The 14,281-nt window shown below is 71.6% G+C and carries 12 protein-coding genes and 1 pseudogene; 10 read left to right on the forward strand and 3 right to left on the reverse strand.

Features of this window, described 5'->3' with window-relative positions; all coding sequences use genetic code 11:
• Nucleotides 1-29 precede the first annotated feature (29 nt).
• The 10 genes and pseudogenes from OVA15_RS12025 (at nucleotide 30) to OVA15_RS12065 (ending at nucleotide 10,941) form a co-directional block, all read left to right on the forward strand.
• Nucleotides 30-529: pseudogene (locus OVA15_RS12025) on the forward strand (YbhB/YbcL family Raf kinase inhibitor-like protein).
• Entirely contained in the window at nucleotides 526-1,431 is a 906-nt protein-coding gene (locus tag OVA15_RS12030; RefSeq protein WP_006213653.1) for an HAD family hydrolase, read from the forward strand. Before OVA15_RS12025 ends, OVA15_RS12030 begins: the two are co-directional and overlap by 4 nt.
• 77 nt (nucleotides 1,432-1,508) lie before the next feature.
• Entirely contained in the window at nucleotides 1,509-2,381 is an 873-nt protein-coding gene (locus OVA15_RS12035; protein ID WP_024289248.1) for a glycerophosphodiester phosphodiesterase family protein, read from the forward strand.
• Nucleotides 2,382-2,854: 473 nt separating this feature from the next.
• Nucleotides 2,855-4,390, forward strand: a complete 1,536-nt coding sequence (locus tag OVA15_RS12040; protein ID WP_268145213.1) for an ABC transporter substrate-binding protein — start codon at nucleotides 2,855-2,857, stop codon at nucleotides 4,388-4,390.
• Between the two features lie 3 nt (nucleotides 4,391-4,393).
• The gene (locus OVA15_RS12045) at nucleotides 4,394-5,350 is read left to right on the forward strand and encodes an ABC transporter permease (protein ID WP_268145215.1); all 957 of its coding nucleotides are present in this window, start codon (nucleotides 4,394-4,396) and stop codon (nucleotides 5,348-5,350) included.
• Nucleotides 5,347-6,390: an ABC transporter permease gene (locus OVA15_RS12050; protein ID WP_268145216.1), complete on the forward strand. Its 1,044-nt coding sequence runs from the start codon at nucleotides 5,347-5,349 to the stop codon at nucleotides 6,388-6,390. The genes OVA15_RS12045 and OVA15_RS12050 overlap by 4 nt, the downstream gene beginning before the upstream one ends.
• On the forward strand, nucleotides 6,387-7,322 hold the full coding sequence (locus tag OVA15_RS13305) for an ABC transporter ATP-binding protein (RefSeq protein WP_326493294.1): 936 nt from the start codon (nucleotides 6,387-6,389) through the stop codon (nucleotides 7,320-7,322). The genes OVA15_RS12050 and OVA15_RS13305 overlap by 4 nt, the downstream gene beginning before the upstream one ends.
• 165 nt (nucleotides 7,323-7,487) lie before the next feature.
• Complete coding sequence (locus tag OVA15_RS13310; protein WP_326493295.1) at nucleotides 7,488-8,285, forward strand: ABC transporter ATP-binding protein; 798 nt, start codon at nucleotides 7,488-7,490, stop codon at nucleotides 8,283-8,285.
• 61 nt (nucleotides 8,286-8,346) lie between these two features.
• Nucleotides 8,347-9,780 (forward strand): MFS transporter, encoded by a 1,434-nt coding sequence (locus tag OVA15_RS12060; protein WP_268145218.1) that lies wholly within the window; start codon nucleotides 8,347-8,349, stop codon nucleotides 9,778-9,780.
• Between the two features lie 81 nt (nucleotides 9,781-9,861).
• On the forward strand, nucleotides 9,862-10,941 hold the full coding sequence (locus tag OVA15_RS12065; RefSeq protein ID WP_058872146.1) for an enoyl-CoA hydratase/isomerase family protein: 1,080 nt from the start codon (nucleotides 9,862-9,864) through the stop codon (nucleotides 10,939-10,941).
• 88 nt (nucleotides 10,942-11,029) lie between these two features.
• Here the strand turns inward: OVA15_RS12065 and OVA15_RS12070 are convergent, their stop codons facing one another.
• From OVA15_RS12070 to OVA15_RS12080, 3 genes are all read right to left on the reverse strand, one after another.
• The gene (locus OVA15_RS12070) at nucleotides 11,030-12,370 is read right to left on the reverse strand and encodes a uracil-xanthine permease family protein (RefSeq protein ID WP_268145722.1); all 1,341 of its coding nucleotides are present in this window, start codon (nucleotides 12,368-12,370) and stop codon (nucleotides 11,030-11,032) included.
• 293 nt (nucleotides 12,371-12,663) lie between these two features.
• Complete coding sequence (locus OVA15_RS12075) at nucleotides 12,664-13,341, reverse strand: LysE family translocator (RefSeq protein ID WP_268145221.1); 678 nt, start codon at nucleotides 13,339-13,341, stop codon at nucleotides 12,664-12,666.
• Nucleotides 13,342-13,345: 4 nt separating this feature from the next.
• Entirely contained in the window at nucleotides 13,346-14,245 is a 900-nt protein-coding gene (locus tag OVA15_RS12080; protein WP_268145223.1) for an ABC transporter substrate-binding protein, read from the reverse strand.
• Between the last annotated feature and the right edge of the window lie 36 nt (nucleotides 14,246-14,281).

Here is a 14,281-nt window from a genome sequence, read left to right on the forward strand (position 1 = left end):
GGACGACACGACGGATCTAGGAGGATCCCATGCTCGATCGCGAACCCTATGCAGGACTTCCCGAGCTGCCCGTCTTCGAGCTGAGCTCGCAGGACATCGCCGACGGCCAGCCGCTGCCCCAGGCACAGGTCGCGGGGCAGGACGTCTCGCCGCAGCTGAGCTGGTCCGGTGCCCCGGAGGGCACCCGCTCCTACGTGGTGACGGCCTTCGACCCGGATGCCCCCACGCCCTCGGGCTATTGGCACTGGGCGCTGTCCAACATCCCCGCGGACGTGACCTCCTGGAGACCGGTGCGGCCGCCAACCCGCCGGAGGGCTCCACGCGCCACCGCGCCGACGGCGGCTCCGAGGCCTTCGAGGGCGCGGCTCCGCCTCCCGGCCACGGCCCTCACCGCTACATCTTCTGCGTCACCGCGGTGGACACCGATCACCTGGACGTGGAGGGCGCCTCGCCCGCCGTGCTGAACTTCAACCTGTTCTTCCACGGCATCGGCCGGGCCTTCCTGACCGGGACCCACGAGGAGAAATGAGTCGGACCGACCTCCTGGGCCCGGATCCGCAGCGGATGGCCCGGGAGGTCCGTCTCGTGGCCAGCGACCTCGACGGCACGCTGATCGGCCACGACTTCCGCTTCCGGCCTCGGACCCAGCAGGCCCTGAGACAGCTCGAGGCGGCCGGGATCCCGATCATCTTCGTCACGGGGCGCCCGTGGCGATGGCTGGATCCTCTGCGCGATCTCCATGAGCTGGGGGAGTCGATCACCCCGGGTGCGGACGGGGAGGACCAGGCACCCATCGGGGCCGTCATCTGCTCCAACGGGGCGCTCGTCTACGACTTCGCCCAAGAGGCCGTGGTCTCCAGCAGGACCCTCAGCGCCCAGACGGCGCTCGAGGTCCATGCGCGCCTGCGCCGACTCTTCCCGCAGGCCGTGTTCAGCGCCGAGACGCTGCGCGGCGTGGCGGCCGAGCCGGACTGGCTGGTCGGTGACCGCACTCGGATCAGGGGAGCTCGGATCGGCCCGCTGCCCCAGGTGCTCGAGCCCGATGACCGCGTCGTGAAGCTCCTCGCCCGCCTGCCCGGAGCCGATCCGCAGCAGTTCGTGGCCGCGGTCAGCGAGGAGGTCTCCGATCTGGTCTCGGTCACGCACTCCGTGGCGCAGGCCCCCCTGGCAGAGATCGCGCGCACCGGGCTCTCCAAAGCGGAGGCGCTGGCCGAGCACTGCCGCCAGAGGGGCATCGAGGCCCATGAGGTCCTGGCCTTCGGCGACATGCCGAACGATCTGCGGATGCTGCAGTGGGCGGGGTACGGCTATGCCCTGAGCTCCGGGGACCCGGCGGTCGTGGCGGCCGTCGAGCGCACCGCGCCCGGCTTCGACGACGACGGCGTCGCCCAGGTCATCGAGCAGCTGCTGGCGGTGCGCGCCGACCTGTGAACCACGTCGCGGGAATCACGTGGCAACTGCCCGGAACTCTGGTGACTCGTCGGTAACTAAGTGCGTACTATCGGCGCATGGAATCCCGCACGGCGCCTTCGGCCGTCGACACCAACAGGGACGGCTCCACGCCGTCGGTCATGGCCCACCGCGGCTTCTCCCTCGCGGGAGCGGAGAACACCCTCACCGCCTTCCAGGCCGCCTGGGACCTCGGCTGCCTGTGGCTCGAGCTCGACGTCAACACCACCAGCGACGGCGTGGTCATGGTCTTCCACGACGGCTCGCTGGACCGCGTCACCGACGGCTCGGGGCAGGTCGGCGATCACACCCACGCCCAGATGATGGAGCTCAGCGTGGCAGGGGGAGAGCCCCCGCTGACGCTGGCGCACCTGCTCGAGGAGATGCCGGAGGCCCGGTTCAACATCGATGTGAAGGACGAGGCCTCCGTGGCGGCGCTGCCCGAGCTGCTGGAGCGCACCGGTGCCGTGGACCGTGTGCGGATCGCGTCCTTCTCGGACTGCCGCCGGCGCCGGACCCTTCAGCACCTGCGCGAGCGCGGGCTGGCCGTGCCGAGCTCGTCGGCCGGGTCCCTCGGCTCCGCGCTGATGATCATCTGCCTGAGCCTGGTGCCGCGGCTGTGGCCGGTGGTGCTCCGGCTGGCGGGGCGCTGGGTCCCGCCGTTCGAGGCCGTGCAGCTGCCCATGTTCTGGCGCTGGTTCGCCCCCGAGCTGATCGGGCTGCCGGTGATCGGTCCTCGCCTGCGCGATCGCCGTCTGATCACCGAGCGGCTGATCGAGCGCGCCCACGCGGTCGGAGTCCAGGTGCACGTCTGGACCGTCGACGAGCCGCAGGACATGAGGACCCTCCTGCATGAGGGGGCGGACGCGATCGTCACGAACCGCGCCGATCTGGCCATGGACGTGCTGGCCGAGGAGGCCGCCCGGGCCTGACGTGCAGGCCCGCGACGCCCGACCCGAGCCCTCGGCTCCGCAGCACCCGCTCATGACAAGGCCTGCAATCAAGCCCTCCGCCCTGGCCGCGGCCCATCCCGGGGCCTAGTGTGTGACGTGCGACTCGGCAGGAGACCTCATGGGTCTGGCACCACCCCGGTGCCGCGGTCGCGCGCACCTGAAGGAGGCGGATCATGACGACAGTGAGCGGATCCACCCTCCAGGCCCGCCGCCGCGACTGGAGCTTCCATGAGCGCAGCTCCGGCAGCATCCCGTAGCTGAGCATCCTTCTGCCCACGACCCGGTCAGGTCCGCTGCGATCGCCCGGGCGCAGTGCCCCGTCACGTCTCGGGGCTCGACACTCGGATGACTCCATGGCTTCAGACCCTCAGCTCCGCTCTGTCCCCCTGTCCTCGTCTGCGCTCTCCGCTCGCCCGATACCCCCTCGGCTGAGCCGTCGAGGGCTGCTGGCCGTGGCTGCCGGCGGTGCCGGGCTCGTGCTCAGCGGCTGCGGCGGAACGGAGGCCTCGGTGCTCGAGGCCGGCGACACCCCCGTGGAGGGCGGGACGCTGCGCGTGGGGATCACCGGAGGCGGCGCCTCGGACACCGTCGACGCCCACGTTCCCCTGGGCACCGGCGACGCCGCCCGCATGTTCAACCTCTACGACACCCTGTTCGCCTATGACGCGGACTACCAGGTGGTGCCGTCGCTGGCCGAGTCGGCCGAGCCGAACGAGACCGGCGATCAGTGGACGGTCACGCTGCGCGAAGGGGTGCGCTTCCACGACGGCAGGCCGCTGACCTCGGCGGACGTGCGCTTCACCTTCGAACGGATCATGAACCCGGAGGATCCCAAGAGCGGGTCCAGCAAGCTGGCCACGCTCGAGTCCGTCGAGGAGGTCGACGAGCGCACCGTGCGCTTCGTGCTGGGCTCCCCGGACGCGGTGCTCACGGATGCGCTGGCCCAGTACGTCATGGGCATCGTGCCGCAGGACTACGATCCCGCCGACCCGATCGGCACCGGTCCGTTCCGGCTCACGGACTTCGAACCGGGCGGGACCACGCAGCTGACGGCCTTCGACGACTACTGGCAGGGCCGTCCGCATCTGGACGAGGTCCTGCTGATGAACTTCGACGATGAGGACGCGCTGATGAACTCGCTGCTGTCCTCGCAGGTGGACGTGATCGCGCAGGTGCCGCTGCCGCTGGTCCACGTGATCTCGGAGGACCCCCGCCTCCAGGTGATCACCTCCGAGACCGGCAATTGGGTCCCGTTCACCATGCGCACCGACATGGCGCCGTTCGACGACCCCCGGGTGCGGGAGGCCTTCAAGCTCGTGATCGACCGCGAGCAGATGATCGAGGTCGCCTTCGCCGGGCAAGGGAGGGTCGGCAACGACATGTACTCGCCGTTCGACTCCGCCTACCCGCAGGACCTGCCGCAGCGCGAGCGCGATATCGAGCGCGCCAAGCAGCTGCTGAGCGAGGCCGGGCACCCGGACGGGCTGAGCGTCGAGCTGGTGACCGCCCCGATCCAGGCCGGTGCGGTCGAGGCCGCCACGGTCTTCGTCGAGCAGGCCGCCGACGCCGGGATCGAGGTCTCGCTGCGCAGGGTCGATGCCACCACGTTCTTCGGCTCGGGCTACCTGGAGTTCCCGTTCGCGCAGTCGTTCTACTACACGCGCAACTTCCTGCCGCAGGCCGCGGACACCTCCCTGCCGGACTCTCCGTACAACGAGACCCACTGGGACCAGCCCGAGTTCACGCAGCTCGTGGCCCAGGCCCGCGAGACCCTGGACGACGCCGATCGCGACGAGCTGATCCGCCAGGCCATGCAGCTGCATCACGACGAGGGCGGCAACATCATCTTCGGCTTCTTCGACGTGGCCGATGCCTATCAGCGCTACGTCGGCGGCGGGGCCAGCGACCGATCGGGCATGCCGATCGCGTCGTTCCGCTTCCGGAACCTGTGGATCGAGACCGGCGACGCCGCGGACGGGGAGGCCTGAGAGATGCTGAGCATGATCCTGAAGCGTCTGGCGGTCTCCGTGCTGGTCCTGCTGGCGGTGTCCTTCGTCGTCTTCGTCTTCACCCTGCTGCTGCCGGGCGATCCCGCCCAGGCGATCCTGGGCCAGCAGGCGACCCCCGAGCGGCTCGAGGCCCTGCGCTCTCAGCTGGGGCTGGATCAGCCCTGGTGGCAGCGCTACTTCGACTGGCTGGGCGGCATCCTCACCGGGGACCTCGGCGTCTCCGCCGCCACGGGCGGTTCGATCAGCGCGCTGCTGGGCGAGCGGATCGTCAACTCGCTCGTGCTCATGGCCATCGCCGCCGTGATCGCCGTGCCCCTGGGGCTCTCCCTGGGCACCTGGGCCGCCCTGCGCCGCGGCCGCGCCTCGGACACCGCGCTGAACACCGGGTCCATGATCCTCGCCTCGCTGCCGGAGTTCGTGGTCGGCATCGTGCTCGTGGCGCTGTTCTCCACGACCGTGCTCCAGATCCTGCCCTCCGTGACCATGGCCGCCCCCGGAACGCGGGTGTGGGAGTTCCCGCTGCAGCTCGTGCTGCCGGTGGCCGCGCTCGTGCTCGTGGTGGTGCCCTACATGGTGCGCATGATGCGCCAGACCATGACCGAGGTCCTCTCCAGCGGCTACGTGGAGATGGCCCGGCTCAAGGGCGTGCCGGAGCGGCAGGTCATCCTGCGCCACGCCCTGCCCCATGCGATCGGTCCGGTGGCCCAGGTCGTGGCCATGCAGCTGGCCTGGCTGGCCGGCGGCATCGTGGTCATCGAGGTCCTCTTCCGGTATCCCGGGATCGGGCAGGCCATGGTCGATGCGGTGAACAACCGCGACGTCCAGGTCGTGCAGACGATCTCGCTGCTGATCGCCGCTTTCTACGTGGTGGTCAACCTGCTGGCCGACGTCGTCGGGATCCTTGCCAATCCCAAGCTGCGAACGGAGTCGGGACGATGAGCGCTTCCACCACCAGGGCCCCCTCGACCGGCGCGATCGGCGGCGGCCCGGTCCGCGACAGCCTGACCCGCCGATTCCTGGCCCGCACGGAGTCCAAGGTGGGTCTGATCCTGACCGGGGCCGTGCTGCTCGTGGCGATCCTCGGGCCGTTCCTGGCCGCCGCGCTGACGGGGCACACCACCACCGAGTTCGTGGGGCGGCCCTTCGTGGCCGACGGCGCGGTGCTGGGCACTGACAACCTGGGCCGCGACGTCCTCTCCCGCTGGCTGGCAGGCGGCTGGCGCCTTCTGCTGTGGTCCGCGGCGGCCACGGTGCTGGGCGTGGGCCTGGGCGCGGTGCTGGGCATGGTCGCGGCCATGCGCGGCGGCTGGCTCGATGCCCTGATCATGCGCATCGGCGACATCGGACTCGCGCTGCCGCAGCTCGTGTTCGCCATGCTGGCCGTCACCGTGCTCGGCCCCAAGGGCTGGGTGCTGATCCTGGTCGTCGGCCTGACCCATGCGCCGCGCACCGCGCGCGTGGTGCGCTCGGCCGCCGTCGGCGTGGTGGGCGAGGACTATGTCCTGGCCTCCCACATGTACGCCGTGCCGCAGTGGCGGATCCTGGCCCAGGACATCCTGCCGAACGTCACGGGCCCGCTGATGGTCGAGCTCGGTCTGCGCATGACCTACTCGATCGGCGCGCTGGCCTCGCTGTCCTTCCTGGGCCTGGGCATGCAGCCGCCCACCGCCGACTGGGGCCTGATGATCAACGAGAACCGCATCGCCCTGGCCGTCCAGCCGTGGGGCGTGCTGCTTCCCGTGCTGGCGATCGCCGTGCTGACGGTGGGCACCAACCTGATCGCCGACGGCATCGCGGCCGCCTCGGCCGGCGGCAGCTCCGTGGTCGAGGAGGATCTCGAGGGCATCCGAGCCGGCGCACAGGGCGCGGCACCAGCGGGCGGCCCGGCGGTTCCCGAATCCGAGGCCTCCACCGGCTCGGCCACCACCTCCGGCACCGGATCCGATGCCGCCTCGAGCTCCGAGGAGGGACGACGATGACCCCGAGCACTGCATCGCGCGCAGAAGGCAGGCGCGCCGCGGACCCGTCGTCGGCGGCCACCGTCGAGACCGCCCTGAGCGTGTCCGGGCTGGATCTCGGCGTGACGGGCGGACGCCAGATCCTGCACGACATCGGCTTCGAGCTGCACCCCGGGCGGATCCTGGCGCTGGTGGGGGAGTCCGGCTCGGGCAAGACGACGGCAGCCCTGGCGTGCATGTCGTACCTCAGGCCGGGCCTGGAGCTGCGCGGCGGCTCGATCACGCTGCATCCGGGCGCCTCGCGCTTCCACCCGGACGGCGCGCAGCTCCCGGAGCTGAGCTCGGCGCAGGTGCGGCGGCTTCGCGGGTCCACGATCGCCTACGTCCCGCAGGACCCTGCGCTGTCGCTCAACGGGTCCATGCGCGTGGGCGAGCAGATCGCCGAGGTCCTGCGCATCCACGACTACGGCGACGGCCCCGCCTCCCGCACGGCGCGCGTGGCTGAGGTGCTCGAGGAGGTGGGCATGCCCTCGGACGCCGCCTCCCAGCGCCGCTACCCGCATCAGCTCTCGGGCGGTCAGCAGCAGCGCATCGGCATCGCCATGGCGTTCGCGACCCGCCCGGCCGTGATCATCCTGGACGAGCCCACCACGGGCCTGGACGTGGCCACTCAGGATCTGGTCCTGGACACGGTCATCGACCTGACCCGCCGCCACGACGCCGCAGGGCTCTACATCACCCACGACATCGCGGTGGTCGCCCAGATCGCCGACGAGGTCGCGGTCATGCTCAAGGGCCGCATCGTGGAGGCCGGCTCGGCAGAGCAGGTGCTGCGCGCCCCGACCCACGACTACACGCGCCGCCTGGTGGCGGCCGTGCCGGACCTCGAGGGCCGCAAGCGCATCGGCGGCGGCCTGCCGATCGGCCAGCGCGGCGGGGGCGGGCGCGGCTGACGCGGCCGACGTGGCGCAGGCGCCTCCTCGGACGCACCGTCAGGAGCCGGAACGGCGGTCGGCGCCCCAGCCGCGCTCCCGTGGGCGCAGGACGCGGACACGACCGAGGACCCGGCGGGGACCGCGGCCCCCTCGGCGTCCACGGCCGAGCCCGAGACGGCGGCCTTGGCCGAGCCTCGGCCCGAGCGGAAGGCGACGACGCCGTCGTCGCGTCCCCTGCTGGCGGTCGAGGACCTGAGCCTGTCGTACGGGCCCAAGACGGTGCTGGACGGGCTGCGGCTGGAGCTGCACTCGGGGCAGACCACGATGCTGCTGGGCGAGTCGGGCTCCGGCAAGACCACCCTGGCCCGCGCCATCGCGGGACTGTCGGCGGCGTCGTGGACCGGGCAGGTGCTGCTGGACGGTGAGCCGCTGGCCGAGACCACCCGCAAGCGCACGGCGGAGCAGCGTCGGCGCATCCAGTACATCTTCCAGTCGCCGTTCTCGTCGCTGAACCCCCGGCGCACGATCGGCGAGTCCCTGGCCGTGCCGCTGCAGATGGGCGGCGGGATGTCCTCGGCGCAGCGTCGCGAGGCGGTCTCCGTGGCGCTGGATCAGGTCCGGCTCGGCCGCTCCTACATCGACCGCCGACCCGGTGACCTCTCCGGCGGCGAGCGGCAGCGCGCGGCGATTGCCCGCGCGCTGGTCAGCGCCCCGTCGGTGCTGGTGTGCGATGAGGTGACCTCGGCGCTGGACGTCTCCGTGCAGGCCGCGGTGATCGAGCTGCTGCGCGAGATCCAGGACGAGACCGGCATGGCCATGCTGTTCGTGACGCACAACATCACGCTGTCCCGGCACATCGCTCACCGCCTGGCGGTGCTGCAGAAGGGCCGGATCGTGGATCATGGGCTCACCGAGGACGTCCTGGCCCGTCCGGACAGCGAGTACACGCGCGATCTGCTGGAGCACGTGCTGACGCTGTGACCGGCGGCGCGGACCCCATCCGTGCGGCCGACCCCGGCACGCCCCCACAGAGAGCAGGCTCGTGAACACGCAGACCGTCCATGGCCCCACGCGCACCGAGCGCCTCGACCGGCTGCCCTTCAACGGGCGGCATCGCCGGCTGCTCGGGGCCTCCGGCATCGGCTGGGCGCTGGATGCCATGGACGTGGGCCTGATCTCCTTCGTGATCGCCGCCCTGGCGCAGCAGTGGGGCCTCGACGCGCAGACCCGGTCCTGGATCATCTCGGCGGGCTTCCTGGGCATGGCGCTGGGGGCCTCGCTGGGCGGTCTGCTCGCGGATCGGATCGGACGCCGAGCGGTGTTCAGCCTGACGCTGCTGGTCTACGGCCTGGCGACCGGGGCCAGCGCGCTGGCGATGTCGGTGACGGCGCTGATCATCCTGCGCTTCCTCGTGGGCCTCGGCCTGGGCTCGGAGCTGCCGGTGGCCTCCACGCTCGTGTCCGAGTTCGCGCCGCGGCGCATCCGCGGCCGCGTGGTCGTGTGGCTCGAGGCGTTCTGGGCGCTGGGCTGGATCGCCGCCGCGGCGATCGGGTACTTCGTGGTCGCGGCCTCGGACTCCGGCTGGCGCTGGGCCCTGGCTCTCGGGGCGGTGCCGGCCCTCTACGCCCTGGTGGTCCGATTCGGGCTGCCGGAGTCCGTGCGCTTCCTGGAATCGCGCGGCCGGTATGACGAGGCCGAGCGCGTCGTGCGCGACTTCGAGACCGACGGCGGGCGCCGGGAGAGCTCCGACCACGACGACGCCGCGGCCGTCGAGGCGGCGCGCGATGAGGCCGAGATCCGGTCCGCCGAGCGGCCCGCAGCCGCGATCGACTCCGCGAGGGTCGAGGCACCGGCAGATCCGTCGCTGCAGGGACAGCCTGAGCAGGGGCAGCCGTCGTCGATCTTCGCCGCTGGGCTGCGACGGCGCACGCTCGCGCTGTGGACGGTGTGGTTCTGCCTCAACCTGGCCTACTACGGGGCGTTCACGTGGATCCCGTCGCTGCTGGTCGAGCAGGGCTACAGCCTGGTGCGCTCCTTCGGCTTCACGCTGATCATCACGCTCGCCCAGCTGCCCGGCTATGCCATGGCCGCGTGGCTGATCGAGGTCCTGGGACGGCGCGTGACGCTGGTGGTCTTCCTGGCGGGCTCGGCTGCCTCCGCCATCGGCTTCGGGCTGGCGGATTCGGAGGCCGCGGTGATCGCGGCCGGGTGCTGCCTGTCGTTCTTCAACCTCGGGGCCTGGGGCACGCTCTACGCGATCGGCCCCGAGCTCTACCCCACGTCCCTGCGCGGCACCGGCACCGGGCTGGCGGCAGGAGTGGGGCGCATCGCCTCGATCGCAGCGCCCCTGATCGTCCCCGTGCTGTTCGTCGCCGGCGGCATGCCGGTGGTCTTCGGGGTGTTCTCGGCGGCCTTCGCGATCGCGGCGATCGCCGGGCTCCTGCTCCCGGAGATGAAAGGGCGCCTGATCGGCTGAGGGGGCCGTCGACGGGAACTGCGGCGGCAACCGCCGTCGGGCTCTGCCTCCCGGCAGGTGCGCGCTCCTACTGTGGTGGTCATGACGCAGAACGCAGCGAGCGAACCCGCCCCCGATTCCGAGGCCTACGTGCGCACCGAGGTGCGGGACGGCACCGGGATCATCGTCCTGGACCGCCCCAAGGCCCTCAATGCGCTCACGGCGCGCATGTACCGCGACATGCTTAAGGCCCTGTGGGCCTGGCGGGACGACGACGCCGTCACCCAGGTGCTCGTGACCACCTCCGCCCCGCGCGCCTTCTGCTCCGGCGGCGACATCCGGCAGATCCGCGACGCCGTGCTCGACGACCGCTTCGAGGACGGCGTGGCCGCCTTCACCGACGAGTACTCGCTCGACCTGGTGATCGCGCAGTACCCCAAGCCGTACGTCGCGGTCATGGAGGGCTACACGATGGGCGGCGGCATGGGCATCTCCGTGCACGGCTCGCACCGCATCGTCACCGACACGACCGTGATGTGCATGCCGGAGACGGCGATCGGATTCTTCCCGGACATCGGCGCCTCGTGGTTCCTGCCGCGGGTCTCGCTGCTGGGCCGCGGTCCGTCGCTGGGCGTGGGCCGCTGGATGGGCCTGACCGGCGCTCGGATCTCCGGGCCGGACGCGCTGGCGATCGGGCTGGCCGACAACTTCGTGCCTGAGTCGCGGCTCGAGGCCTTCAAGGAGGCCGTGGTCAGTGACGGCGTCGCCGCCGCCGTCGCCGAGCACTCGGCCGGCCCGGGGGAGAACGACGGCATCCCGGAGGCCTCGCTGCCCGAGCGCTGGGACGAGATCGAGGAGCTCTACGGTGCGGACACGCTGGGCGAGATCCTGGTCAAGGCCCCGGCCGAGGACCTGGCGGGGGCGTCGCCGTCGTCGCTGGTGCGCACGTGGGAGCTGCTGGAGCGCGGGGCGGAGGCCGAGTCGCTGCAGGAGTGCCTGGAGCGCGAGCTGGCGCTGGCCGCGGACACGATCGTCTCCCCGGACTTCGCCGAGGGCGTGCGCTGCACCATGATCGACAAGCAGGACGAGCCGCAGTGGTCGCCGGCCACGGTGAGCGAGGTCGATGTGGAGGCCATCCGCCGCGTGCTCGATCAGCCCGGACAGCTGCGCACCCGCCCCTAACCCCCCCTCACTGCACCGAGTGGATCCCCAGTTGCGCTATCGGGGCGAACAGCGCAACTGGGGATCCACTCGGCGGTGCGGGGAAGGGTCAGCCGAGCGGGGAGGCCTGGTCGTGCGGGGTGCTCGCGCGGTCCGGGGTGAGCGGATCGCCGCCGGCGGTGCCGCGCCACAGGGCGATCCCGCGCATGCCGTGGAAGACCACCAGGGTGGCCGCGGTGCCCAGGGCGATGCCCGCGAACTGGATCCCGAACGCATCCCACGTGTAGTCGGCGATGCCGATGATCATGGCCACGGCGGCCGTCGTGAGGTTCACCGGGTGGGAGAAGTCCACGCGGTTCTGCACCCAGATGCGCACGCCGAGCATGCCGATCATGCCGTAGAGCACCGTGGCGGCACCGCCCAGCACGCCCGGCGGAACCGTGGCGATCGCGGCGCCGAAGACCGGGAAGAACGACAGCAGCAGGGCCACGATCGCCGCGACCCAGTAGGCGGCCGTCGAGTAGACCTTGGTCGCGGCCATGACGCCGATGTTCTCGGCGTACGTGGTGGTGCCGGAGCCGCCGCCGGAGCCGGCCAGGATGGTCGCGAGGCCATCGGACATGATCGTGCGCCCCAGCACGGGATCCAGGTCCTGACCGGTCATCAGGGCCACCGACTTCACGTGCCCGATGTTCTCGGCCACGAGCACCAGGATCACCGGCACGAACAGCCCGATCAGCGAGACGTGGAACTGCGGGGCATGGAACTGCGGCAGCCCCAGCAGGCCCTCGGCCTCCCAGGCGGCGCTGATCGCTGAGAAGTCGATCTCCCCGCGCACCACCGCCGTGAGATACCCGATCACCACGCCCACCAGGATGGACAGCCGGCCCAGGATCCCGCGGAAGAGCACGGACGTGAGGATGATCGCCAGCAGGGTCACCAGCGCCGTGGTGGGCGCGAGCATGAAGTTGTCCTTGGCCGCAGGGGCCAGGTTGAAGCCGATCAGCGCCACGATCGTGCCCGTGACCAGCGGGGGCATCAGCGCTGAGAGCCAGCCGGTGCCGGCCACCTGCACGATCACGCCGATCAGGAACAGGGCGGCGCCCGCCATGACCACGCCGCCCAGCGCGCCGCCGGGGCCGTACTGGCCGATGGCCGCAGAGATCGGGGCGATGAACGCGAACGACGAGCCCAGGTACGACGGGACCAGCCCGCGCGTGACCACCAGGAACAGGATCGTGCCCAGCCCGGAGAAGAACAGGGTGGTCGACGGCGGGAAGCCCGTGATCAGCGGGACCAGGAAGGTCGCCCCGAACATGGCCACCACGTGCTGGGCGCCGATGCCGATGGTGCGCGGCCAGGACAGCCGCTGCTGCGGGTGCACGACGGCGCCGGCGGCCACGTTGCGGCCGTCGCCGTGCAGCGACCAGCTCAGCCCGGCCCTGGCCAGGAAGCCGCGCTCGGCGGTGGCCTCCCCGGTGCGGCGGGAGGCCTCCGGGTCACGGGACGAGTCGGAGCTGGGGGACGAGTCGGGGCCGGAGCGGTGCTGGTCCGGCCGGGGAGCGGAGCTGCTCATGGGCGATCTCCTGGAGGAGTGAGCGGGGGCGCGAGCCGTGGAGGCGGACGCGCGATGATCGCGGATCAGAGTAGCCGCAGGCCGGGGCCCGCGACGGCCCCGACCGCGACGATGCGGCGGCCGTCGGGAAGTCGTGACGTCGTCGCGGCCTGTCGGGGGAAGGCGGCTCAGCCGAGCAGGTGCACGAGCGCGGTGAGGACGAAGCCCAGGCCGACGGCGATGAAGAAGCAGCTGGCGATCACGTCGAAGCCCGAGCGGAAGCGGTCGATCACCGGGGCGAGTCGCCGCTGCGAGGCCGCCAGCGCCACGAGCCCGAACCACACGACGGTGAGCACGATCAGGGTCCCGACCACGATCCCCGTCTGGAGGCTGACGATCCTGCTGGTGAGGAACGGGGAGAAGATCGCCCCGAAGAACACGAGCGCCTTGGGGTTCGACAGGTTGGTGGCCAGGCCACGCAGATAGGCATCCGCTCCGGCAGGAGCGGCCGTGCGGTCCCGTCCGACAGCCTGCTGCTGCGCGGTCGTGGCCTCCGAGGAGGCGCCGCGTCGGCGCGCGGCCCGCCAGGACCGCAGACCGGTGGCGCCGATGAGGATCAGCATGAGCCCGCCCAGCAGCTCGAGCCAGCTCATCAGCCAGGGCAGAGCCTGCAGCAGCGCGGAGAGCCCGAACAGGGCGCCGAGCAGCCAGACGGTCGCCCCCGTCGTGATGCCGAGCGCCGCCAGCAGACCGGCCCGGCGCGAGCGCGTGATGGACTGCTGGAGCACCAGGACCATGTCCGGACCGGGTGCGGCCACGGCGACCATCCAGATCAGTGCCAGGCCCGGCAGCTGGGCGAGCTCCATGCGATCAGCCTCTCGAGCGCTCGCGCAGCAGCCACTGCGCCAGGGTGTCCAGCGCGATGCCGATCAGCCCGATGAGGAGGATGACCACGAGCATCTCGTCGTAGGCCAGGCGATCGCGAGCATTGAGGATCTCATAGCCGGGTCCCGAGGACACGCCGAGCATCTCGGCCGGGACGATCACGACCCACGCGATGCCCAGCGCCAGGCGCACGCCCGTCATGGTGAAGGGGCGGATGCTCGGCAGCACCACGGTGCGCAGGATCTCCGGGCGGGTGGCCCGCAGAGTCCGGGCCACTCGCACATGCAGCGGATCCAGCGCGGCCACGCCGGAGGCGGTGTTCAGCGCGACTGGCCAGACCGCCGCGATCGCCAGTCCGCACAGCAGCCGCCACAGGCTCGTCGCAGCATCCTGCAGCACCACGCAGCACACGTGATCGCGCCATGCATCGCCCAGGAAGAGCTGGATCCCGCCGACGGACTGCGCCGCCGCGGCCGCGTTGAAGGGATCGGCCACCGTGTATCCGCCGATCACCCCGGTGTTCAGGGCGGGGAGCATGTCCGAGGGCGCCATGGGCAGCAGCTGCACGGTGCCCTCGTCCGCCGACGGGGTGCGGCGCATGATCGGGGTGAGCCCGGCGCCGCGCAGCATCTGCTGCACGACCACGTTGTGCACGGACCACCAGGCCGGGATCGCGATCGACTCCCCGGCCAGCGAGGACCAGCTGCGGAACAGCACCGGGGCCTGGACCGGCACGCCGGCCTCCTCGTAGTAGCCGTTGGCGTGCCCGATCAGCAGCGGGGTGGCGTTGGTGATCGGCAGGTATCCCACGCGCACGGGCGCCGACGGATCCGTCGAGGCGCTGCCGCCCTGCGACGCCGTGTAGGCCGCACCAGCGCGCCCCATCGCACCTGATGGGCTGCGCTGGTGCGGCTTCAGCGC

The organism is Kocuria sp. SL71 (assembly GCF_026672465.1).
Lineage (GTDB): Bacteria > Actinomycetota > Actinomycetes > Actinomycetales > Micrococcaceae > Kocuria > Kocuria palustris.

Bases quoted from the DNA above. Each gene is read 5' to 3' on its own strand.
- OVA15_RS12065 (WP_058872146.1), top strand. From the start codon at position 9,862: ATGACGCAGAACGCAGCGAGCGAACCCGCCCCCGATTCCGAGGCCTAC.
- OVA15_RS12030 (WP_006213653.1), top strand. From the start codon at position 526: ATGAGTCGGACCGACCTCCTGGGCCCGGATCCGCAGCGGATGGCCCGG.
- OVA15_RS13305 (WP_326493294.1), top strand. From the start codon at position 6,387: ATGACCCCGAGCACTGCATCGCGCGCAGAAGGCAGGCGCGCCGCGGAC.
- OVA15_RS12035 (WP_024289248.1), top strand. From the start codon at position 1,509: ATGGAATCCCGCACGGCGCCTTCGGCCGTCGACACCAACAGGGACGGC.
- OVA15_RS12045 (WP_268145215.1), top strand. From the start codon at position 4,394: ATGCTGAGCATGATCCTGAAGCGTCTGGCGGTCTCCGTGCTGGTCCTG.
- OVA15_RS12075 (WP_268145221.1), bottom strand. From the start codon at position 13,341: ATGGAGCTCGCCCAGCTGCCGGGCCTGGCACTGATCTGGATGGTCGCC.
- OVA15_RS12050 (WP_268145216.1), top strand. From the start codon at position 5,347: ATGAGCGCTTCCACCACCAGGGCCCCCTCGACCGGCGCGATCGGCGGC.
- OVA15_RS12080 (WP_268145223.1), bottom strand. From the start codon at position 14,245: ATGGGGCGCGCTGGTGCGGCCTACACGGCGTCGCAGGGCGGCAGCGCC.